Here is a 22,606-nt window from a genome sequence, read left to right as displayed (position 1 = left end):
TGCTCGACCTCGGCGCGCTTAGCCTCCCGCCACGCCTTGCGTATTCACGTAGAGCGAATAGAGTCCGTGGCTCGCCGCCATGAATAAGCGATTGCGATGCCGCCCGCCGAAGCAGAGATTCGCGCAGCGTTCGGGCAGCGCGATATGGCCGAGCGGCTCGCCGTGCGGCGTGAAGACGCGTACACCGTCGAGTTCGGCCGTGCCCATGCCCCAGCCGCACCAGAGATTGCCGTGGATATCGACGCGGAATCCGTCGGGTGTGCCGCCTTGCGAATCGATGACTGTGCGCGGATTGCTCAGCGTCTTGCCGTCTTCACTGACGTCGAAAGCGCGGATCTCGCGCGGATTCGAACGCGATTCGACGATATAGAGCACGCGCTCGTCGGGCGAGAACGCCAGTCCGTTCGGTCCGAGCATGCCGTCGTCGACGAGCGTGACGTCGCCCGAGTGCGGATCGATCCGGTAGACCGCCGGCGCGAGTTCGGCCGTGGCCTGTTCGCCCTCGTAAAAACCGTCGATCCCGAACGTCGGATCGCTGAACCAGATCGAGCCGTCGGATTTGACGATGACGTCGTTGGGCGAGTTGAGCCTGCGGCCCTGGTAGTGATCGGCGAGCACGGTCACGCGGCCATCGTATTCGACACGCGTGATGCGCCGCGTCAAGTGTTCGCACGAAATCAAGCGGCCTTCACGATCGCGTGTGTGTCCGTTCGCGAAGTTCGACGGGCTTTGCCATGTCGTGACGGCGCCGCTCGTCTCGTCCCAGCGCAGCACGCGATTGTTCGGAATGTCGCTCCAGAGCAGATACCGTCCGTCGCCGAACCAGACAGGTCCTTCGGACCAGCGGCAACCGTCGTAGAGGTGTTCGACCGACGCGTTCGCGAGTCGCAAGGCGTTGAAACGCGGATCGAATGACTGGATGGCGGGATCGATATAGCGGCGATTCGGTTCGAGCAAAGGCATGGCGATGTTCGACGGAAGAGGTTGTGGGTGTGTGTCGTCGATACAGATGCGGGGCGTTCGATCCGGTTCGGCTTCGCGAATCGGATCCTAGCCGGTGCGCGCATCGCGCGACGACGGCGCGACAGGAAAACCAGCGCGACAGCATATCAGGTCGGCGGGATGGGGCGGCGAGGCGGGCGGAGGACGTGATGTCGGCCCGCGATCGCATGCATTCGATCGGATCGCGCGGATCCGCGAGTCGTTCAACGCATCGATTCGAAGTGCGCTATTTCTTAGTCTGCGAAGCAGGCGGACTTGGCGTGCGCGACGCGTCTTGCGCGGCGTCGTTCGCATGCGCATTCGGAAATCCGGGTGGATAGTCGAACACGCGCGACGGACGCGGCAGCGACGTGGGCGTCATCGAGACAAATGTCGATGCGGTCCGCGTTCTCGCGCCGCCGACGATCGACGTCATCGCCACGCGGTCGAGCTCGATGCTCTCGGGAAGATCCTTGATGATCAGGGTTGCCATGAATAAAAGGCCTCCGACGTTCATCCGATGAACCGGTCGCGCATGAAGCGAGGCCATCCGCGAACCGACGCGACCTGACTCTACCTCCAATTTCAACGCGCGGCGACGCGCGATGCGTCGCGGCAACGGTTTCGATGCCGGCTTTGCATCTATGCCTTTCCTATGGTCTTGGCATGCCACAGTCGATCAATGACGACATCGATTCGACGATGTGCTCAGACCGATAGACGAGTCTCCGATCGCGCCGATGCACGATGGTGTCGAACGCAATCCGACAACTGCGCGTTAACTGTCTTCGCGCAACAAACACATCGTTCGGGATCCGAATCGATGTGTTCGCTAAGCAATGGCAATGCGGCCGGGAATTTCCTTGGATTATCAAAGTTTTGCGTCGAATAAGCGCTTGGCACGCGCGACATGGCACACCTCTCGCATAAGACGATGCGAGCGCAAAGAAGTGCTCGCCAACCCAACTCTCAAGGAGATCATCATGAACGCCACTCTCTCGATCAAAGACCTCGCCATCAACAAGGAACTCTCGAACAAGGAACTCGCTTCCGTTCGCGGCGGTTCCAACTACTCGTCGATCGGCAGCCAAGCGCAACAAGTCGTCGGCGGCGGCGGCTTTCTGAGCGGGACGTCGAACATGGGCACGTATTCGCCGGTCGTTCAGCAAGGCGGCGATACGACGACGACGGTGAACCTGTCGAGCATCACGAGCGTGTTGAGCCAATTGACGGCGTGGAATCAACAAGCCTGAGTGGACGCGCGGAGCCGTTCACCTCGCACGCCGTCCGCGCGTCGCGGTGTCCTGCTCCGCTTCACCGGCGACCCGCACGCTCCGACATTCAGGACCTCGCCGCCGATCCCGGCACACGATGTGAAAAGACGGCGCCGCATCGATGCATGCGACGCACGAACGCCACGGCGAACCCTTACCACACGAACGGAAGACAATCATGACCTCGAATATCGCAATCCAGGACCTCGACCTGACACACGAACTCTCGGACAAAGCCATGTCCGAGGTTCGCGGCGGCATCAACTTCTCGGGGATCGGTAGTCAGTTGCAGGAAGTCGGCGGTGCCGGCGGCTTTTTGAGCCCCGTCACGAATGTCGGCGTCTATCAGCCGATCGTCACGCAAATCGGCGACACCAACGTCAACGTCAATCTGTCGAGCGTGACCAGCGCGCTCAGCGATATGGCGGCGGCCATCAAGCAAGGCTGACCACGCCTGTCATATCGGCGCGGCGGCAACGTTTTCGGTGCGCGGCCCGCGATGACGAGATCGTCGACTCGTATCGCGGGCGTGCTCCGCTTTTCTTGCGCGGCGGTGGCGAGGTGGCCACCGTCTTTTTTTATCGATTGGCGCGGTAGCAGGTCAATGTTCATGGTTCGGATACCGAATGGAATGTTTCGATCTTCGATCCATGTTGAGAATATGTCCGATTTGCGAAAGGGGCACCTGGAGCCTAGTATCCAACAGAGCATGCCGTTGCTTGAGGCATGTGAAAGGGCATATTCCCGACCGATCTCGAGCCGCATCGAGTTGCGCAGATGGCTAGCCTTGCTCTCGTCATTCACAACTTTCGCAGTGGTGGCCTGACGCACGACGAGTTTTTCGAACAGATTGACAGCACGTTGTCCGCGGACGGGGTCAATTCCGCACGGCTTCTCGAAACGCTCAAGGACGAGCAAAGCCGTATGCCGTTGCCCCCGGATCTGTATGCCGAGTTGCGCCGCCGGATCGAGTTGCTGTCTGCGTCGAATGCTCCGAGTGGCGTCGAGGAAACGCGCGTGCTCGCGGCCGACACGGCCGTGCCGCCCGCCGTTGCGCCATCCGGACGGAATGCGGACACGCCCGCGCTGGCGGAGCTCGACTCGACAAAAGGCATCGGCGACACGCTCAATAATCGGTTCGTGCTCGAAGCGTGTCTGGGCGTCGGCGGCATGGGCACGGTCTACAAGGCACTCGATCTGCGCAAGCTCGAAGCCTCGGATCGACGCCCGCATGTCGCGATCAAGGTCCTCAATCTCCAGTTTCGCGGCAATCCGAAATCGCTGATCGCGCTGCAGCGCGAGGCGCGCAAAGCGCAAACGCTCGCGCACCGCAATATCGTGACGGTCTACGATTTCGACCGCGACGGCCCGGTCGTCTTTTTGACGATGGAATATCTGCAAGGCAAGCCGTTAAGCCGGGTCTTGCGTGCGCAAGGATTCAAGGGCATGACGCTTGCCGAAGCGTTACCGATCGTGCGCGGCATGGGTCATGCACTGGCCTATGCGCACGAGCGCGGTTTCGTGCATTGCGATTTCAAGCCGGCCAATGTGTTCTTGACCGATGCCGGCGAAGTCAAGGTCATCGACTTCGGGATCGCGCGCGTGTTCCAGCGGCCCGAGCAGGAAACGGACGCGACGGTCTTCGACCCGGGCAGCCTCGGCGCATTGACGCCCGCGTACGCAAGCCCGGAAATGCTCGAACATCTCGAACCGGACCCGCGCGACGATGTCTACGCGCTGGGTTGCATCACATACGAAATGCTCACGGGCACGCATCCGTTCGACCGGCTTTCGGCGACGCAGGCGCGCAACGCGCACTACAAGTTGCGGCGTCCCGAATCGCTCGGCGCGCGCCCATGGCGCGCGCTTAAAGGCGCGTTGGCATTCGATCGCGAATTGCGCACGCCGAGCGTCGCGCGTTTCGTTGCCGATATGGGCGCGCAGCCGCGCGAACCGTCGCGTCCCGGCATGCTCGCGAAATCGGCGATCGGCTTCGTCGTGTTATCGATCTGTGCGTTCGCCGCGTACTGGTATCGCGGCGTATCGACCGGGCGCATGGACGAGCCATCCGCGGTCGCCCAATTGCCCGCGAACCCGGCGCCCGAAATCTCCACGTCGAAGGCATTGAATACCGTGCCCTCCGTGCCCGCCGCGCCGGCGAGTACGGTACCGCCTCAAGCGGTCGCTTCGGCCGCCGCGTTGACGCGCAGCCCGACACCCCCGACCGTGTCGCTTGCCTCGGCGACGGTAAGGACGGCTGCCGCCACGGCATCGCCGGCAAGCGTGCCGCAGGCCGTGACGAACGTGAACTCGACGAATGCGCTGGCTTCGCTCGCGTCCTCATCCGTCGCGGTGACATCGCCAGCCGCATCGGCATCGATGGCCGCGATGGCGCCGGCCGGCGCTTCGGCGCTCGGGATGGCCGCTATCGCGCCGCCGGGATCGGCGACGTTGTCGGCTGCGTCCGCGGTCATGCCGAGTGTCGTCGCGACGCCGGCGCCGAATCCTCAGGCGGCGGCCTTATCGCTCGCCGCTGTGACGCCCGTGCTCGCGCAGGTTCCATGTTCGGCGCTGAGCGCGAACGTCCACGAGCATACGGTCGAGGTCCGTGGCTTCGCGCCCGCGAACTACAGTGCAGCAAAGATTTCCGACATGTTGCGTTCGGTCAATGGCGCGACGACGCGCGAGGTCCATGTCGAGCCCGTGGCCAACGACACATGCACGGTGATGCAAACCCTTTCGCCATATCTGAGCGCGAATTGGCAGGACGGACATGCGGCCGTCGTTCATCCTCGCGAACATAACGGGCACTTGAACGCGGGCGACGCACTCGTCGTCGATGTGACGACGCCGGGTTACGACACCTACGTCAATGTCGATTATTTTCAGTTGGACGGCAGCGTCGTGCATCTCGTGCCGAGTCTGCGCGAGAAGGACAATCAGGCGCCGCCGCATTTCGCGGCGACGGTCGGCAGCGAAGGGAGCTGGATTATTTCGAAGCCGTTCGGCTCGGAACTCATCGTCTTGACGACCACGCCCGAGCCCGTCTTCGATACACTGCGTCCGCCAAGCGAATCGCGCGCGGACTATCTCGCCGCGCTCGCGCCGCGCCTCAAGCAACTCGCCGGAAAATACGGCACGGACAAGGTCGATGTCGATATCGCGCAAATCAATACACGCGCGGCACATCGTTAAGCGATGCGCCCGATTGCGTCACTTGACGTCGCGCGCGACGCGGAATCCGTTTTGCGACTGACGTACGCTCGCGCTGTACTTGAAGCGCGTCGATGCGGTCATGTAGTCGCCGCCTTCGCGCCATGAACCGCCGCGAATCACGCGTGTATTGCACGCGGGATCGTCCCAGACATGACCATCGGCGGGCGCGCCCTTGAATGTGTTCTGCCAGCAATCGGCGACCCATTCCCATACGCCGCCGTTCATGTCATAGAGCCCGAACGGATTCGGCGGAAACGCCGAGACGTCCGACGGCCCGTCGGCGCGCCATGGGTCACCGCAGTCCTTGCAGTTCGACATGCCTTTCTTCATCTGGTCGCCCCACCAATAGTGCGTCTCCGTGCCCGCGCGATCGGCATATTCCCATTCGGCTTCGCTCGGCAAGCGATAGGGCTTGCCGCTGATCTTGCTCAGCCATTTCAGGTATTGCTGCGCGTCGTCCCAACTCAGATCGCGCGCCGGTTGCGTCTTCACCGTATTCGTTTCTGCGGACAGCTTCGCGCACGCGCCCGCATCGACGCATGCATTCCATTGTTCGACGGTCACCGGATATTTTCCGATTGCAAAGGCTTGACCGATCGTAACGCGATGCGGCGGGCGCTCGGACGGATCGCCCGTATTGCTGCCCATCGTGAAGGCGCCGGGTTGGAGCGTCACGACGATCGGACAATCCTTGCAATCGCGGACTTCGTTTGCGCCGGCGTGCTCGGCAACCGGAGCGGGCGTATTGGCGCTCGGTGACGGGGACGCGACGGCGGCCGCGCCGACAGACGCATGGGCGACGCTCGCTTGCACGGGAGTCGCGGGAGGCGGCGTGCTCGCGGCCGCATGCGTCGTCGATGTCGTCGACGGGATCGATGCGGCAGCAGGCGCGGGTGCCACCGCGGTCGCGACCGCAGTCTTGGGCGCGGCGCTTGGACTCGCGGAAACGGCCGGCGCCGTCGACACGTGCGGCGCGGGCGGCGCCGTCGGGACAGCCGCAGGCGCGGACGCGACGCTCGCAGCCGACGCCGACACCCGCAAACGATCGATACGCGCATGAGCGAGCGGCGCGAAGCGGCCATTCGGATAAGCCTTCAAATAGGCCTCGTAGTCGCTTGCGTACGTGCTGTCCTTGATCGAATCCCAGAACGTGATTTCGTATTGTTCGGAACTGTCCTTAGGCATCACGCCCGCGTCGACATGCGCGCCGCCAAGCGTCCCGATGCAGACCATCACAATCAGCAGAAGATGTCGCCACATAGTCGAACCCTGTTTGACGTTGTTCCGATCGGTGCCGCTGTTGCGCACGGTTTGCGATCGCCTTCCGGCTCACGTGTGTGCGATGAACGCGCGGTCCTTCGCGCGCAAAGCTTCGATGCTCGATTCAATCGTTCGGATCGCTGATGATGTATTCAATACGAACATCAACAAACATAGCAGTTTGTGCATGCAGACGTTAGGACGCGCTAAGACATGCATGCGATGCCTTGCAGGCAAGGTATCTTTTTAGCGGACCGCATCCTAAGCTACTGACGGTACGGAGGGCGTGGCCGGCTTGATTCGTATGAACACAGTCGTGCGTGCGAACCCATCGGATAGACGAGCGGAGATTGCCGCGTATGCGAAGAAGACAGATGCTGGGCGCACTCGCTGTGACGTCGGTTGGCCTGTCCACGCGCGTGGGCGCGCAGAATGCGGCATCGGCATCGAAGCCCATGCCGTCGACGGCGACCGCGTCGCCGGCGCCGCCCACACATGTCGCCGGCGCGACACCGTCGCCGTCGAACGCGCTGTGCTACATCATCTGGCCGCCCGACGGCGCCGTGATATCGGGCGGCAAGCTCTGGGTGCGCATGGGGCTGCGAAATATGGGCGTGTGTCCAAAGGGCTTCAATGTGCCGAACACGGGCCACCATCATCTGATCGTCGACACCGATCTGCCGCCGTTCGATCAGGAAATCCCGTCGGATCGCCAGCATTTGCACTATGGCGCGGGTCAAACCGATGCGCGTCTCGAGCTGGCGCCGGGCAAGCACACGCTTCAATTATTGCTGGGTGACGCGAATCACCGGCCGCACGATCCGCCGGTCTATTCGAAGAAAATCACAGTCCTCGTGCGTTGAGCGTTGTCCTCGCGCGGCGTCTCATTGTCGATCCATCGCGTCGGAGAATGCGCACCATGAACAAGCGTTATGCACTGGCCGCGGTGGCGGCGGCGTTCAGCGCTGCCTATCAGAGAGCGGTCGCGGGTCCGACGCCGTCGCCGCCTGACGCGTTCTGCTATGTCGGCTTTCCGAACAATAATCAGACCGTCGAGGCGAGCAAGCCGTTTCGTGTTTGGTTCGGCTTGCGCAATATGGGCGTCGCCCCTAAAGGCATCATATTTCCCAATACGGGGCATCACCATTTGCTGATCGACACCGATCTGCCGCCGATGGATCAGGAAATTCCGTCGGATCGCAATCATCTGCATTTCGGCGCGGGCGAAACCGAGACGTCGATCCAATTGGCGCCCGGCAAGCACACGCTCCAGTTGCTGCTCGGCGACGCGAATCATATTCCGCACAATCCGCCGGTCTATTCGAAGAAGATCACGATCTACGTGAAATAGCGCGGTGTCGTCGCACACACGACACCGGGCGCCGATCTGTTGGATCCGGACAGACATGTGCATCACGAGACCCGCGCCGATCGGCGCGCACGCGCTGGCATAACCGATGCATGAGTCTGGTACGCGCAGACAGGACGCCGATGGAGGGCCAAGCGCCGCATCCGTCGCCGCCGCGTTCTGTTCGATCCGCGTCCATCGGGAGGCTATCGTGCAATCGACGACCCGTCATATCGGCAGCGTACATCCGGCAAGATTCCCCATGTTCGCCGCGGGATGCGTGTGCGCGGCCGTGTTGTTGTCCGGCTGCGTCGATGTAAGCATGCGCGCATACGAACGCCCGGCGACGCCCGAAAAAAACCATTGGACCCCATCGGACGCGATTTCCGTATCGGCCGCCGACACGATTTCTCCGGACTGGTGGAAGGCATTCGGCGATCCGACGCTCGACGCGCTGATCCAGAAGGCCATCGCAGGCAACTTCGATATCCAATCGCTTGCGGCGCGCATTCGCGTCGCAAGCGCCGAGGTGACCGAAGCCCACGCGGGTGCGCTGCCGACGGCCGATCTCGGCGCGGGGGTCAATTATCAGAAGATCACGAACATGGGGCAGGGCTTCACGAAGCAATACAACGTGGCGGGCCAAGTCAACTGGGACATCGACGTCTGGGGCGCGGTCGAGAAAAGCGTCGAAGCGCAACAAGCCGAATTTCACGCGACCGAAGCCGACTGGCGTGCGGGCTATCTATTGCTCGTGTCGAACGTCTCGACCACGTATTTCCAGGTCCTTCAGCTCGACGACCAAATCGCGCAGCAGCAGACGACGCTCGACACGAATCGCCAGATCGCGGCGATCCTTGAACGCATGAACGAGACGGGCCTCGTGCCGAAGACACAGGTCTTGCAGCAACGCGCCGAAGTAAATCGGCTCACGACCGATCTGCTCGAATTCAAGCGCTCGCGGGATCTCGCCAACAACGCGCTTGCGACGTTGACGGGCACGCCGGCTGGCGAATTTCAATTGCCCGCCGGACATCTGCAGCAACGTGTGCAATTGCCGCCGGTGCCGGCCGGGCTGCCGGCGCAGATGCTCGCGCGGCGGCCCGATATCGTCGCGGCCGAATTCCGCGTGCTCGAAGCCTATAAGCTCACGCATTCGGCCAAACTCGCGCAATTGCCGACGATCAGTCTGACCGGACACGGCGGCTCGTCGAGTTTTGCGCTCAATACGCTGCTCAAATCGTTCACGTACGGATTGATGCCGAGCATCGACATCCCGTTGCTGGACCCGACCGTACGCGCGCACGTCAAGACCACTGAAGCGCAGGCCGATGTTGCGGAACACGACTATCAACGCACGGTGATGACCGCGTTTCAGGACGTCGAAAACGCGCTCGTCAATATCGATGCCGACCGCAAGCAACGTGCCGAGATCGACCAGCAAGTCGCGCAACTCAAGGTCGTGGCCGATCAGGTCGAAGCGCAGCTCAAGGAAGGCGTCGTCTCGCAGCTCGAAGTATTCGAAGCCGAGCGCTCATTATTGAGTGCGCAACAGCAACGGCTTGCGAATCATGCGCAGAGCCTTTCCGACACCGTCTTGCTCTATCAGGCACTCGGCGGCGGATGGCCGTCCGTCGACGTGCAGGCGCATGCGGATTCGGATTTCCAGCCCGAAACATCGAATTGACTACGGCCATGCGTGACTTACAATCCCCAATGTCTCCGCTCATTAAGCGGATCAGTACAACGAAGCTTATCCGCTGCGATGACGGAACGCCGGCGTCCGGCACGATCGCAGCCGCGCATAGGCGGTGCGTGTGAAGCTCGCCATGGCTCAAGCCGAAGCTCCGATGGCCGACAAGCGGGCGGCCGCGGGTCACGTCTGCGACGTGGTCCTGTCGCCGATCTCGGATCCGACGCTCGGCGTGATCCGGATTCGCGAGACGCTGTTTGCGATCGGCCGCGGTGAACCGCCTTTCGCGACCTTGCCCGGCGATCGCGTCGCGCAGCTCTCGCGGCGGCATGCGCGCATCTTCATCGAACACGGCGAAGCCTGGATTGCCGATCTCGGCAGCAAGAACGGCACGTCGGTCAATGGCGCCGAAGTTCGCGAACATCCCGCGCGTCTACGCGACGGCGACGCATTGTGTCTCGGCGGCGCGCTCGCGTATCGCGTCACGCTCGAAGCGCATAAGCCGGTCTCGTCGAAGCCGCGTGTCGTGCGCATGGCCGGCGTCACGCTTGCACCGGAACGTACCGATCTCGGACTTCAGGAACTCGATCTCACGAGTTTTCCGTTTCTGATCAGCAAGGCCGACGAACGTTTTGCGCGCTATCGAAAAACGCATCCGCATCAAGTCAATTACGTGTCGCGGCGTCACGCGCATATTTTCATCAATAACGACACGGCGTACGTCGAAGACCTCGGCAGCACGAACGGCACGTTCGTCAACGGGATGCGGCTCGAAGAATCGGCTCAGGTCCTTCACGACGGCGACGTCGTCGCATTCGGCGGCAATCATTTCGCGTATCGCGTGCATTTGAAGCGAGAACAGGCCGATGCGACGTTGACGCGGTTGCGCGCGACGCGTGGCGCCAACGACGACGCGGCCGATCCCGACAAGACGACGTTCGTGGCCGCCGCGCATTCGTTTCTCGACATTTTTTGCGTCGATCCCGCCGCGCGCCAGGCCGACGAAATCAATCGCGACACGCCCGATCACGCGCCGGTCGAAACGGCCGGGCACGGCGGTCGGCATCGACACGCCGTGGGGGCGGCATTTGTCGGGGAATGGATCAAGACCCTATCGAGCGCCGACGCACCGTTGATCACGCGCCGACGCCTGTTTTACGCGTTTTTCGGCTTGCTCGTGCTCGCGGCGATCGCAGTCGGCCTGTACCGCGCGAACGGCAGCGAACGCGAGATCCATGACGCGATGAGCGCGGGACGCTATGACGAGGCGGCGACGTTGTCCGATCGCTACCTCGCGCATCATGCCGATGCGGGGCCGTTCATCTCGATCGGCACGGAAGCCGTTTTCAAGGCTCATCTGCCCGAGTGGCTGAGCGCGGTCGCTCGAAGCGATTTTGCCGTCGCGCGTGCCGTGATCGACCGCATGCGTGCGCAAAGCGCCCGCAATCGCGACGCGGGGGCCTTGATTCACGAACTCGAATGGGCCGACGATCTCGAACGGTTCGTCGTCGGGCGCGGAGGCGCTGAGGCGCCGATTCGTCTCTACGAGGACGAAGCGCGGATCGACGATCTCGTCAAACGTTGGGATGACGACCCGGCCGCGCATCAGCGCGCGCTCGACCGGATCGCGTCCTATGCGCCGGCCTTTACCGATCGGTATGCGGATGTGTTGAGTCATCTGCGCAAGCTTCAGAGCGACCACTCGGTCTACGTGCCTGCGATGCAACGGCTCGATTCGGCGATCGTATCGGCGCTTGCGGCAGACGATGTGGGCGCCGTCGAGGCGTTGCTCGACGATGCCGCCGAAAAATATCCGCGCATCGGCGGTCTCGATCGCGTGCGAGACGATCTGCACCGATTCGAAGCGCTCGATAGCGCGTTGCACGCAAAGAAACTCGGCGCGCTCGTCGAGCAGCTTAAAACGGCGCGATTCGCGACGCCGCCGTTCGAAGCGCATTTCGGACAGATGCAGCAATCGCTGCTGCCGTCCGCGCCGATCCGCATCGCGTACAAGACGGCCATGGCCGCCTGGCGCGACGGCGACACCAAGCATGCGACTGCGGTGTTGAGCCCGCTCACGGCCGATCCGACGTGGGGGCCTGTTGTCGCGGCCGATATGGCGCACAAGAAGACGATCGTCGACGCATATGCCGCATTGCAGGCGGCGCGCGGCACGCCGGCCTATCCGGATCGCTTGCTCGCGTTTTACGGTCTGCTCGATCCGAACGACGACGTGTATTACGTCCATGCGGTGCAGCACGATGTCGATGCGATGCGCGACCCGGCGCTCGCGCGTGCACACGACCTGATCGAGCGCGCACAGGCGCAATGGCTCAAGTATCGCGACAACGGCGCGATCGACGGCACGCAGCGGCTCGAATCGAGCATTTCGCCGAGCTTCCGGAGCCAGGCCCGTTTGCTTTCGGATGCACGCGCGTCGGCGCACCAGGGCATGCGTATCCTGACGCAGCTCAAGGCCCAGTATCCGGCCGACTATGCGCAGCTTGGCGATGCGCTCGATGCCGAGATCGAACTCCAGCGGCGTTCGCTCGATGCATTGCGCATGGTGTTGGCGCCGTCGCTGCTCAAGGAGAAACTCGCCTTGCTTGAAGGAGGGGACGACGATGAAGCCCGAACGTCGCCTTAGGCCGCTGTCGATCGCACTCGAAGATCACGGCGAGGAAGGCATCGCGATTCTGACGGCCGAGCCTCGGCGGCTCATGCTGAGTCTCGTGGTGGCGATTTTCGGGCTTGTCGTCGCGGGGCTCGCCTGGTCGTTCGTCGGACGCGCGGACGTCATCGTGACCGCGAACGGCACCTATGCGCCCGAGGCCGAAGTGCGTCGCGTCTATGCGCCGATCGACGGCGAACTCGCGGACATCTTTATTGCCGAGGGACAACCGGTCTCGCAGGGCGACGTCGTGGCCCGGCTCAATGCGCGCGGCGCGATCGAAGCGGCGACGAGCGCACTCGAAGCACGGCTCAAGCTCGATGACGCCGAACGTGAATGGAAGGATTTCCCCGAGAAAAAGGCATTGATGGTGCGTAAGGCCGAAGCGCTCAAGGCACAGCTCGAAGTCGCCGAGCATCAGCATGAACAGCGCGTCTCGGAGGGCACGACGAAGCTCGCCGAGGGACAAAAGGCCGAACTCGAAGAAGCGCGCAGCGCGCTCGATAGCGCGGCCCACGCACGCGATGCCGCGAAACAGGAACTCGACAAATATACGCATCTGTTCGAGCAGCCCGGCGGCGGCGGTATCGCGGAGCTGCAAGTCGCGGCGAAACGCAATGCATACGTCGAGGCCGAAAACAATGCACGTGTCGCGCAGGCCCATCTTGCCGAACTCGATTTTCGTTTGAGTCACGAATACGAGCAGGCCAAGGCCGTGCTTGAAACCAGCGATCAGGAAAGTACAAACCTGAAGATCCAGTACGACGAGGCGACGCGCGACATCGAGGATACCGAGGACAAGCTCCGGCTCCAACTGCAGACGGCGCGTCTGGTCGCCGAAGCGGCCGCGCGCATCAAGTTCGAGAATATCGACAAGGACAATTTTCTGTTGATCGTCGCGCCGGTCTCGGGCGTGATCACCGATGTGACGTCGACGCAGCGCGGCGACAAGGTGCAGGCCAATATGCCGCTGGGCGCGATCGCGCCCAAGGATGCGCGCGCCGTCGTCAAGATCGAGATTGCCGAGCGCGATCGCGCGTTTCTGCGCGAAGGGCAGCCCGTCAAGCTCAAGTTCAATGCGTTTCCGTATCAGCGCTATGGCGCGATCGACGGCACGCTCGAATATATCTCGCCCGCGACGAAACCCTCGGCGCAGGACAAGCAACCCGTCTACGAGGGACGCGTCGCGCTCTCGCGCAACGATTTCGAGGTGGCGGGCAAGCGTTATCCGTTGCGCTATGGCATGACGGCGAGCGCTGAGGTCATCGTGCGCGAGCGCAGGCTGATCGACCTCGGTCTCGACCCGTTCCGCGAACTCGCGGGTTAGCGAAAGGCGGGATTGCACGGCGCGGCGTGCCGAGCGGCGGCGCCTCGCGAATATCGAATGACGGCCGGACGTACCGACCGCACCGGCCGCCTGGCAGTCGCGACATCGAACGGGGAATGGATCGACCTGCGCCGTATGCGGCGCCCACGTCAAGGAGTGGACGAGATGACCCCGATCGTGCGTATCGACGATGAGGCAATCGGCGTAGAAGACTTCATGCGGTGGCTCAAGCTGACCGGGCAATTCGAGACGTTGATCGAGCAGCTCGTGCGCGAGAAGCTGGCCGCGCATGCGGCGCGCAAAGCCGGCGTCCGGCTTGAACCCGATGACGTGCAGGCACGCGCCGATCAGTTTCGCCGCATACGCGGACTGCATCGCGCGACCGATATGAATCATTACCTCGACGCGCTCGGCGTCAGTCTCGACGAGTTCGAACAATTCGTGACGGACGGCTTGTATCAGGAGCGCATGCTCGACCACGTCGGCAGCGATGACGCGATTCGCGAGTACTTCATGTTGAATTCACCGAAATTCGACGCGATCGAAGTCAGCCATATCGTGCTCGACGACGAAGGCAAGGCCAAGGAGATGATTTCCGTGCTTCGCGACGACCCCGCGAGTTTCGCCGACATGGCGCGCGAGCATTCGATCGCCGATACGCGCGATGCGGGCGGCGTCATCGGCAAGGTCCTGCGCGGCTCTCTCAAGAGCGATATCGAGGCGAAGGTCTTCAATGCCGAAGTCGACGATCTGCTCGGACCGTTCGCCTCGCCCGACCGATCGTGCTTCGAGATCTTCGCGGTGACGGCCAAGCATCCGGCGGCGCTCGATGCCGACGTGAGCGCGGAAATCCGGCGCTTGCTTCGCGAGGAATGGCTCGTCGCGCGCGCGCAGGAACATGTGATTGCGGCGCGCTGAACGCGGCGCACCCGGAGAGCACGGCATGGACGCGCCATCTGAAACCCAGTCGGTCGGCGAGTGTCTCGCAACCGTCGAGATTTTCTCGACGCTGTCGCGCGACGAGATCGAACAGCTCGCTGCGCAGACGCAATCGCGCCGCTTTACTTTCGGCGAAACCGTCTGCAACGCGGGGGACGAGGCGGACGGCGTGTTCGTGATTCGCTCGGGATCGGTGCGTATCTTTACCGAAGAGCACGGCAAGGAAATCAGCATGGGCGTGCGCAAGGAACGCGAGGTCTTTGCGGATGTCGCGATGCTGCGCGCCTATCGTCACGAATCGTCGGTGCGGTCCTCGGGAAAAACGGAACTGTTGCTGATTCCGCGCGCGGCGATGGAGCCCGTGCTTGCCGTCAATCCGGCCGCGCTCGCGTTCATGACGAGCTATGTCGCGATCAACTCGGCCGGCGGCTTCGTGGCGCGGCTCTTCGATCTGCGCAACAAGCTCACGAAGACCGAACTCGAGGAATATGTGCGCAGCGTCGGCGTCAAGCGCATCGCCGCGGGCAAGACGATTCTCGCGCAAGACAGCCGCGAAGACCGACGCTTATATGTCGTGCGGCAGGGCGAGGTGCGTATCGTCCGCAAGGAAGACGGCGAGGATTTCGTGATCGCGACGCTGCGCCCGGGCGAGATCTTCGGCGAAAAGGCGTGCCTGTTGCGGCAGGAACAGATGGCGTCGGCGATCGCGCTGACCGATACGCGGCTCCTCGTGATTCCCGAGAAAACCGTGCATTTCATCCTCGAACGCAACCCGAAACTCGGCGAAGTGCTCGAAGAACGCGTGCGCTTCGCCGAACGCGAACTCCAGCGGCAGAAGAAGCTTGCCGAACGCCGCAAACGCCCCGTCGTGCTCGATTTGCATTCGAAGCCCGAATTCGGCGAGAAAGTCATCCGGCGTTTTCCGCTCGTCGAGCAAGCCGAGGAAATGGATTGCGGCGCGGCGTGCCTCGCGATGCTGTGCCGGCATTACGGGATTTCGATGACGCTCGGCAAGCTCCGCGAACTCGCGAATGTGACGACGCAAGGCGCGACGCTCGAATCGCTTGCGCGCGCGGGCGAGGCGCTCGGATTCACGGCGCGCGGCGTCCAATGCGTGCTGGCCTCGTTGAGCGGCTTCGAATTGCCGTTTATCGTGCATTGGGAGGGGTATCACTACGTCGTCGTCTATGGCATCTCGAAGGAACACGTCTGGATCGCGGATCCCGCGGTCGGCTTCCGGAAATTGCGCGTCGAGGACTTCGAGCGCGGATGGAGCGGCACCTGCCTCTTGTTCACGTCGACGAGCGCGATCGTCGAACAGGCCGTCGCGCGTTCGCCATGGCTACGCTTTATCGGCTATCTGAAGCCCTACAAGACCATCCTGCTGCATCTGTGTCTCGCGACCTTCGTCGTTCAGGTCCTCGGCGTCATTCCGCCGCTGATCATCCAGAACATTCTCGACGGCGTCGTCGTGCATCAGAATTTCAATTTGCTCCATGTGCTGATCGCGGGCCTCATCGTCTCGAATCTTTTTTCGCAGATCATGGTCACGATCCGCTCGTATCTCGCGAACTTCATGGTCCGCAATATGGACTTCGCGATGATGTCGCAGTTTTTCCAGCACACGATGTCGCTGCCCTTGTCGTTCTTCGTCAAGCGCAAGACCGGCGATGTGTTCGCGCGGTTCCAGGAGAATCAGACGATCCGCGCGTTTCTGACCGAGTCGACCGTCACGACGGCGCTGAATCTGCTGATGGTGTTTATTTATTTCTCGATCATGTTCGTCTACAACGTGAGGCTGACATTGCTGCTCATTGCGTTCGTGATCCCGATCATGGCGCTCACGGCGCTGGCGACGCCGCGCATCAAGGCGAACGCGCGCGAGATGTTCGCGTCGGCGACCGAGGCCAAGTCGTTTCTGATGGAGTTGCTCGGCGGCGTCGAGACCGTCAAGGGCATGGGCATCGAGCGCGCCGTGCGCCTCAAGTGGGAACGCAAGTACGCGAAGTCGCTCGACACGCAATACAAGGCCCAGGCGTTCAATATCGTGGTCGCGTTCGGCAGCCAACTGCTCAACGCGGCGACGACGATCGGCATTCTGTGGATGGGCGCGAGTCTCGTGCTCGCGCATGAACTGACGATCGGCCAATTGATCGCGTTCAATGCGTTCATGGGAAGCGTGCTTGCGCCGCTCATGGGGCTCGTCGGTCTCTGGAGCCTGCTCAACGACGCGGCGGTGGCCATGGAGCGGCTCGGCGACGTGCTCGATATCGCGCCCGAACAGCGGCCTGAAACCTTGCCTTCGCGCGTCGTGCTGCCCGAACTCCAGGGCGATATTCATTTGCGCGATGTCTATTTCCGCTATGGCGCGGACGACGCGCCGTATGTGCTCGCGAATATCAGCTTCGAGATCAAGCCCGGCGAAGTCGTCGCGATCGTCGGCCGCAGCGGATCGGGCAAGACGACGCTCGCGAAGCTGCTCGTCGGGTTCTACACGCCGACCGAGGGCAAGATGAGCATCGACGGCTACGATATCGACGTGATCGACAAAGCCTACTATCGCGCGCAGATCGGCTATGTCATGCAGACCAATCTGCTGTTTTCAGGCACGATTTCCGAGAACATCGCATGCGGCGACGAAGCACCCAATCGCCGCCGTATCGAAGACGTCGCGAAGATGGCCGATGCGCACGGCTTTATCTCGAAGCTGCCGCTCGGCTATGAACAGGTCGTCGGCGAGCGCGGCATCGGCCTGTCGGGCGGGCAGATCCAGCGGCTTTGCATCGCGCGCGCGCTCTATCACGAGCCGCGTCTGCTCGTGTTCGACGAAGCGACGTCGTCGCTCGATACGCAGTCGGAAAGCAATATTCTCGCGAACATGCAGGAGATCCTCAAAGGGCGCACGGCCGTCATCATCGCGCATCGCCTGAGTACCGTCATGTCGGCCGACAAGATCCTCGTGCTCTATGAGGGCGCCATCGTCGAACAAGGCCGTCACGCGGAACTCGTCGAGAGGAAGGGCATGTATTACCAACTCGTCCAGAAACAATTGAGCGCCGGATGAAGATCCTTGACCAGATTGTCCCGTCCGGCCCGGCGATCTCGTACGCCAGCCTCATCGAAAAGATCGAGATCTTGCGCTCGACGCTCCGATGGTCGTCGCGGCTCGAACGCGCGGACATCGAGAAGCTGCTGCGCCAGGCGAGCACGTTGCGCGACGAGGTCATGCAACTTTCGCATACGGAGCGCTTCGTGCAGGCCGCGTCCGGCGACGTCGAGCAGCTGTCGGCGAAGCCGGCCGCGGGCGGCGACCGGCGGCGCGCGCTGCTCGCGCGGAGCTTTATTTTCGAGGGCACGTTCGGCGACAATTCCGCGCTGCTCGAAGCGCTCGAAATCGCCGAGAAAGCCGCGCCGACCGATTTACCGGTACTGATCGACGGAGAAAGCGGCACGGGGAAGGAATTGATGGCGAAGGTCATTCACGCAAACGGCGGACGTTCGGAACGGCCTTATATCTCGGTCAATTGCGGCGCGATTCCCGACAATCTGCTCGAATCCGAATTGTTCGGACACAAGCGCGGCGCGTTTACAGGCGCGGCGAACGATCGCAAGGGCAAATTCGAAAGCGCGCATACGGGCACGATCTTTCTTGACGAAATCGGCGAGCTGCCGTTATCGGGACAGGTCAAGCTGTTGCGCGTGCTCGAATCGCACGAGATCCAGCGCGTGGGCTCGGACGAGGTCATCGGCGTCGATACGCGGATCGTCGCGGCGACGAATCGGAACCTGCGCCGGCTCAGCGAAGAAGGGCGCTTTCGCGAGGATTTGTTTTACCGGCTCAGCGTCATTCATGTGAGCTTGCCGCCTTTGCGCGAGCGTCGCGACGAGATCCCGTTGCTGATCGCGTACTTCAGCGACGAGGCCGCCGACATGCTCAAACGCAGGCCCGTCAAGCTGACGCCGCGCCTGCGCGATTTCCTGATTCACTACGGATACCCGGGCAATATCCGCGAGCTGCGCAATATCCTGTATCGGATATCGTGTCTCGCGGGCGATGTCGCGAGCATCGAGCATCTGCCTGTCGACGTGCGTCCCATGACGACGCATGCGGGCGCGGCGAGCCCGGTGTCGGCCGGCGCCGTATCGGTGACCTCGCTCAGCGAGGCCAAGCGCGCCGCGAGCGACGAGGCCGAAAAGGCGTTTCTTCAGCGCGGTTTGCAGGAGGTCGGCGGCACGGTGGCCGAACTCGCGCGTCGCGTCGATATGAATCGGTCGCACTTACAAATGCTGCTCAAGAAGCACGGATTGCATTCGAAGGACTTCCGGCACGCGCATGAGCCGAAGTCCGACGACGATGCGGCGCTGCCCGGTGCACCGTCATAAATCCCGCACGAGACGCCGGGCCGGACATGGCGTGCGGTGGTCGTGTGTCGTGATCGATATAAAGCGAAATACGGCGATGCGCAGCGACGTATAGCGACGTATAGCGACATAGAGCGTCAGAGCGCCGGATTCAACAGGGTCTTGTCGGTCGCGGTGTCGTCGGCGCGTACGACGACGGCCGAGATATTGTCGCGTCCGCCGCGTTCGAGGGCGAGATCGACGAGCGTCTCGCTCGCCGCGCGGCAGTCGAGCCGCGCGAGCGTCTCGAGGATTTCCTGCGCGCGCAGTTCATTGCTGAGCCCGTCGCTGCAGAGCAGAAAGATATCGCCGTCGGCGACATCGACCACGCTTTCGTCGAGATCGAGCCGATCGGTCGCGCCGACCGCGCGCGTAATCAGATGCAACGCCGGATGATGCAACGCTTGCTCGTCGGTCAGTTGCCCCCTCGACTTCATCTGCTCGACCTGGCTATGGTCGCGCGTCAGGAGTTGCAGACGGCCCTGACGACATCGATAGATGCGACTGTCGCCGGCCCAGAGAAACGCGCATTGCCGTTCGCGCGCGATCAGCACGACGACCGTGCAGCCGATACGCTGGACCTGACGCGCCGCCGCTTCGATGCGCAGCAGATGATTGGCCTCGATGAGACGCGTGCGCGCATCGGCGACGCCGCGCACGAGATCGGCGGCCGGTTCGATCGCGCCGAGCGTGTCGACGACGAGCCGGCTTGCGACATCGCCGACCGCGTGACCGCCCATGCCGTCGGCCACGGCCCAGAGCCCGTGTTCGGGGCGATCGAGGCACGCGTCTTCATTGACCTCGCGCACGAGGCCGACATCGGTCCGCGCGGCCGATGTCCATCGAAATGGAGTAGGACACTTCACGGCGCACCTTGATGTCACCGGCGTCAGCGCGCTGAATCAGCCGCGACGCATGACACCCGCTTCAATCGTGCGCGCGCGGTCCGATCCGCCCGACACCCCCGCGCACGTCCAGGTTGGCATCCTCACGCTGCGTTGCTGCCCGTCGCCGTCGTCGGCACGACGAGTACGGCATTCGATCCCGTATTGGCCACGTCGATCGTCTGGAACTGATTGTTCATCTGGTTAGCATAGAAACTATTGTTGGTCTGGTACAGGTTCACGATCGGCACGTTCGAGACGACGGGCGTCGGCGGCACGTACGGCTGGATCCAGCCGAACACCCACGGCGCGCCGCCGCCCTTGATTGCCGACATGGCCTTGCGGTCCAGCGCAAGGTTCAGGCTCAGATCACCGATTCGGATGGAAGCCATGATGGGACTCCGATGAGGGCCGCGCATCGACGGCCGAGTTGAATGACGATGCCCCTGTCGTGCAAGGGCCATGCCATCGATGCGCTTTGATGCGCGGATGCGCGCGCATCGCGTCGCACGCCTTGCATGGCGCGGCGTTCGGTGTGCTTGCGCACGGATGCATTCTCGAATGAAACGTGCCGCGCGTTGGGGCGCGCCCGACAGACGCGCACGCTGCGCCCGCGCGAATCCAACACTTATCCGACACGTCGGCGCTCGATCGGATCGATGCGGCCTGCATGCGCCGCACGATCGGATCGACGTGTGTCGGTTTCAAACGAACGCATGCGGCCGATGCGTGTTTGCAGACTTGAAACACATTCGTCGATCCGTGCCGACGTGCTTCGATCGAAGGCCCGCCGAATGGGGCGATCGCGTGCATGGCCCAATTGATGCGTGATGTTCGGCAACCGCGTGAGACCGATGCCGATGAGGCGAAACACCGACCCACGCGACGTCACGAAACGAGGCGAGCCATGAACACCCTCACGCAATCGAACCCGACGATCCGCATCGCGCCGCCCGCGTGCTTCGAGGTTTTTCACGATGCATGCGCAACGCCCGACGGCGTGGCACACGATGCGGATACCGACGTCATGGACACCTACGACGCGACCTCGCTCGATTACCCGCTGATCGGCGAGCCCGCATGCGGCACGCATCTGGTCACGCAACGCCGCGGCTATGAACATCATGGCGTCTATGTCGGCCACGGACGCGTCGTGCACTACGCGGGCTTTGCCGATGCGGCGCAACGCGCGCCGGTCGAGGAAGTCACGATCGAATGCTTCGCTCGCGGTCAGACGATGTGGGCGCGCTTGCATCCGTTTGCGAAATACACGGGCGAAGAGGCCGTTGCGCGTGCGCGTTCCCGGCTCGGCGAGGACCGCTATCGGCTGCTCACGAACAACTGCGAACATTTTTGCGTTTGGTGCCTCTTCGGCGAGGCGCGCAGCAAACAGGTCGAGGCATGTCTCGCGCATCCGCGCATCGCGATCAGAACGGTCGCGAGCCTGGCGCGCGCATTGATCGGTTACGGGAGGAGAAGCGGACGCTTCGCGGCTCAGGCCGTCTGACGTTCGTCGAGGCAGACCCGGCGAAACGGCCGCTCAAGCGGATCGAAAATTCGCCGTTATCACAACTAGAAGGACAGCACGGGGTTGTGCGCGTAGGAGACCATCATGAACGCCACCGAAAAATCGCTGCATTGGATCGTCGACAAGTGGCTCGCACCCACCGCGTCGATGCCCGCAAGGGTCGCGCAAGTTCAGCGCGATCCCGCGCAGCGACACCGCTTCGTGCGCGTCGAAGCGCTCCGTCCGACGGGGCTTTTGTCGATCGTGTTCTTCCGGCACGACGATGGGACGTGGAACGTCTACCCGCCGGCATCGGAGCGGCCCGCGATCCACGCGTTCTGATCGCGGCCGCTGAACCTGCCTGAATTCCGGTGTTTGAAGCTACGCGCCGGATTTCAGCGATGCCGCGAGACGTTGGCATCCCTGAACATCGTGCCCGGCCCGAAAAAGTCCTCGAGCATCGTCAATAGCGCATCGATGTCGCATGGCTTGGGCATGCATGCATCGAAGCCCGATTCGCGACAGCGCACGATATCGGCCGGTTCGTGCAGCAACGCCGAATGCGCGATCAGAAAGCAATCGGGCGCGAGTCCGTCACGCAACACCGACGCGACCTCCCAGCCGTTGCCTTGCGGCATGCTCAAGTCGAGCAGCACGACCTGCGGTTGCCAGCGCCGCGTCATGAGCACGGCATCGAGACCGGTGCTCACATGGCGCGCGCTGAATCCCTCGACTTCAAGGATCGTGACCATCGATCGGGCGAGCTCGACGTCATCATCGACGACGAGCACGCGGCGATGCGATGCGGTCTGCATGACAGGGAGCCCGGTCGCATAGGGCATCTGCCGGTCGTAGTCGTTGTAGGGCATCGGAGTATCCGGTTCGTGACGGCGCGCGGACCCGGCGTCGGTGCACATCACGATACAAGAGAACACGCGAATCGACAGACTGAGACAGGCCTTGAAAACATGCGTTTACGCGTGCGGACGCGCACGGATCGAGGCTTTGCGCGCGCCCTTGGGATTATCCCGAACAGGGCTCACGCGGCGTTACGCTGCGTTCGATCGAACGTTCGAACGTTTCCAAGCCGGGGAGTCGAACGGGA

At 62.7% G+C, this 22,606-nt stretch carries 18 protein-coding genes and 1 pseudogene; 13 read left to right on the top strand and 6 right to left on the bottom strand.

Annotated elements, in window-relative coordinates; genetic code table 11:
• Positions 1 to 18: 18 nt before the first annotated feature.
• Both D7S86_RS16630 and D7S86_RS16625 read right to left on the bottom strand, forming a co-directional pair.
• Positions 19 to 963 (bottom strand): SMP-30/gluconolactonase/LRE family protein, encoded by a 945-nt coding sequence (locus tag D7S86_RS16630; protein ID WP_420813252.1) that lies wholly within the window; start codon positions 961 to 963, stop codon positions 19 to 21.
• 265 nt (positions 964 to 1,228) lie between these two features.
• Positions 1,229 to 1,474, bottom strand: coding sequence for a hypothetical protein (locus D7S86_RS16625; RefSeq protein WP_147432369.1), 246 nt, complete (start codon positions 1,472 to 1,474; stop codon positions 1,229 to 1,231).
• Positions 1,475 to 1,964: 490 nt separating this feature from the next.
• Between D7S86_RS16625 and D7S86_RS16620 the strand changes: the two genes are divergently transcribed.
• The 3 genes from D7S86_RS16620 (at position 1,965) to D7S86_RS16610 (ending at position 5,450) form a co-directional block, all read left to right on the top strand.
• Complete coding sequence (locus D7S86_RS16620; protein ID WP_121087975.1) at positions 1,965 to 2,234, top strand: bacteriocin; 270 nt, start codon at positions 1,965 to 1,967, stop codon at positions 2,232 to 2,234.
• A 199-nt stretch (positions 2,235 to 2,433) separates the two neighbouring features.
• Positions 2,434 to 2,703 carry a hypothetical protein gene (locus D7S86_RS16615; protein ID WP_147432368.1) on the top strand — a complete coding sequence of 90 codons (270 nt, stop codon included), beginning with the start codon at positions 2,434 to 2,436 and terminating at the stop codon, positions 2,701 to 2,703.
• Between the two features lie 329 nt (positions 2,704 to 3,032).
• On the top strand, positions 3,033 to 5,450 hold the full coding sequence (locus D7S86_RS16610) for a serine/threonine protein kinase (protein ID WP_121087973.1): 2,418 nt from the start codon (positions 3,033 to 3,035) through the stop codon (positions 5,448 to 5,450).
• Positions 5,451 to 5,468: 18 nt separating this feature from the next.
• Here the strand turns inward: D7S86_RS16610 and D7S86_RS16605 are convergent.
• A pseudogene (locus tag D7S86_RS16605) lies at positions 5,469 to 6,662 on the bottom strand (formylglycine-generating enzyme family protein); the annotation flags it as partial.
• Positions 6,663 to 7,186: 524 nt separating this feature from the next.
• On the opposite strand from D7S86_RS16605, the gene D7S86_RS16600 reads away from it, so the two are divergent.
• From D7S86_RS16600 to D7S86_RS16565, 8 genes are all read left to right on the top strand, one after another.
• The gene (locus D7S86_RS16600; protein WP_240648242.1) at positions 7,187 to 7,594 is read left to right on the top strand and encodes a DUF4399 domain-containing protein; all 408 of its coding nucleotides are present in this window, start codon (positions 7,187 to 7,189) and stop codon (positions 7,592 to 7,594) included.
• 56 nt (positions 7,595 to 7,650) lie between these two features.
• Positions 7,651 to 8,082 (top strand): DUF4399 domain-containing protein, encoded by a 432-nt coding sequence (locus tag D7S86_RS16595; protein WP_121087971.1) that lies wholly within the window; start codon positions 7,651 to 7,653, stop codon positions 8,080 to 8,082.
• 259 nt (positions 8,083 to 8,341) lie between these two features.
• Positions 8,342 to 9,766 (top strand): efflux transporter outer membrane subunit, encoded by a 1,425-nt coding sequence (locus D7S86_RS16590; protein WP_121087970.1) that lies wholly within the window; start codon positions 8,342 to 8,344, stop codon positions 9,764 to 9,766.
• A gap of 142 nt (positions 9,767 to 9,908) precedes the next feature.
• A complete protein-coding gene (locus tag D7S86_RS16585) occupies positions 9,909 to 12,419 on the top strand; it encodes an FHA domain-containing protein (RefSeq protein WP_121087969.1) in 2,511 nt (836 codons plus the stop codon).
• A complete protein-coding gene (locus tag D7S86_RS16580) occupies positions 12,397 to 13,770 on the top strand; it encodes a beta-barrel domain-containing protein (RefSeq protein WP_121087968.1) in 1,374 nt (457 codons plus the stop codon). Before D7S86_RS16585 ends, D7S86_RS16580 begins: the two co-directional genes overlap by 23 nt.
• Before the next feature lie 165 nt (positions 13,771 to 13,935).
• Entirely contained in the window at positions 13,936 to 14,688 is a 753-nt protein-coding gene (locus D7S86_RS16575) for a peptidylprolyl isomerase (protein WP_121088118.1), read from the top strand.
• 25 nt (positions 14,689 to 14,713) lie between these two features.
• The gene (locus tag D7S86_RS16570; protein WP_121087967.1) at positions 14,714 to 17,773 is read left to right on the top strand and encodes a peptidase domain-containing ABC transporter; all 3,060 of its coding nucleotides are present in this window, start codon (positions 14,714 to 14,716) and stop codon (positions 17,771 to 17,773) included.
• Positions 17,770 to 19,092 carry a sigma-54 interaction domain-containing protein gene (locus tag D7S86_RS16565; protein WP_121087966.1) on the top strand — a complete coding sequence of 441 codons (1,323 nt, stop codon included), beginning with the start codon at positions 17,770 to 17,772 and terminating at the stop codon, positions 19,090 to 19,092. The genes D7S86_RS16570 and D7S86_RS16565 overlap by 4 nt, the downstream gene beginning before the upstream one ends.
• Positions 19,093 to 19,208: 116 nt before the next feature.
• Here D7S86_RS16565 and D7S86_RS16560 read toward each other — a convergent pair whose 3' ends face one another.
• On the bottom strand, positions 19,209 to 19,976 hold the full coding sequence (locus D7S86_RS16560; protein WP_121087965.1) for a PP2C family protein-serine/threonine phosphatase: 768 nt from the start codon (positions 19,974 to 19,976) through the stop codon (positions 19,209 to 19,211).
• A gap of 122 nt (positions 19,977 to 20,098) precedes the next feature.
• Positions 20,099 to 20,386 (bottom strand): hypothetical protein, encoded by a 288-nt coding sequence (locus D7S86_RS16555; RefSeq protein WP_121087964.1) that lies wholly within the window; start codon positions 20,384 to 20,386, stop codon positions 20,099 to 20,101.
• 635 nt (positions 20,387 to 21,021) lie between these two features.
• On the opposite strand from D7S86_RS16555, the gene D7S86_RS16545 reads away from it, so the two are divergent.
• Both D7S86_RS16545 and D7S86_RS16540 read left to right on the top strand, forming a co-directional pair.
• Entirely contained in the window at positions 21,022 to 21,501 is a 480-nt protein-coding gene (locus D7S86_RS16545) for a lecithin retinol acyltransferase family protein (RefSeq protein ID WP_205962836.1), read from the top strand.
• 105 nt (positions 21,502 to 21,606) lie between these two features.
• Positions 21,607 to 21,843 (top strand): hypothetical protein, encoded by a 237-nt coding sequence (locus tag D7S86_RS16540; RefSeq protein WP_121087961.1) that lies wholly within the window; start codon positions 21,607 to 21,609, stop codon positions 21,841 to 21,843.
• A gap of 53 nt (positions 21,844 to 21,896) precedes the next feature.
• Here the strand turns inward: D7S86_RS16540 and D7S86_RS16535 are convergent, their stop codons facing one another.
• Positions 21,897 to 22,370 (bottom strand): response regulator, encoded by a 474-nt coding sequence (locus D7S86_RS16535; RefSeq protein ID WP_158601998.1) that lies wholly within the window; start codon positions 22,368 to 22,370, stop codon positions 21,897 to 21,899.
• Between the last annotated feature and the right edge of the window lie 236 nt (positions 22,371 to 22,606).

Source organism: Pararobbsia silviterrae, from assembly GCF_003628125.1.
Lineage (GTDB): Bacteria > Pseudomonadota > Gammaproteobacteria > Burkholderiales > Burkholderiaceae > Pararobbsia > Pararobbsia silviterrae.
This window is presented reverse-complemented; position numbering and strand designations above follow the sequence as displayed.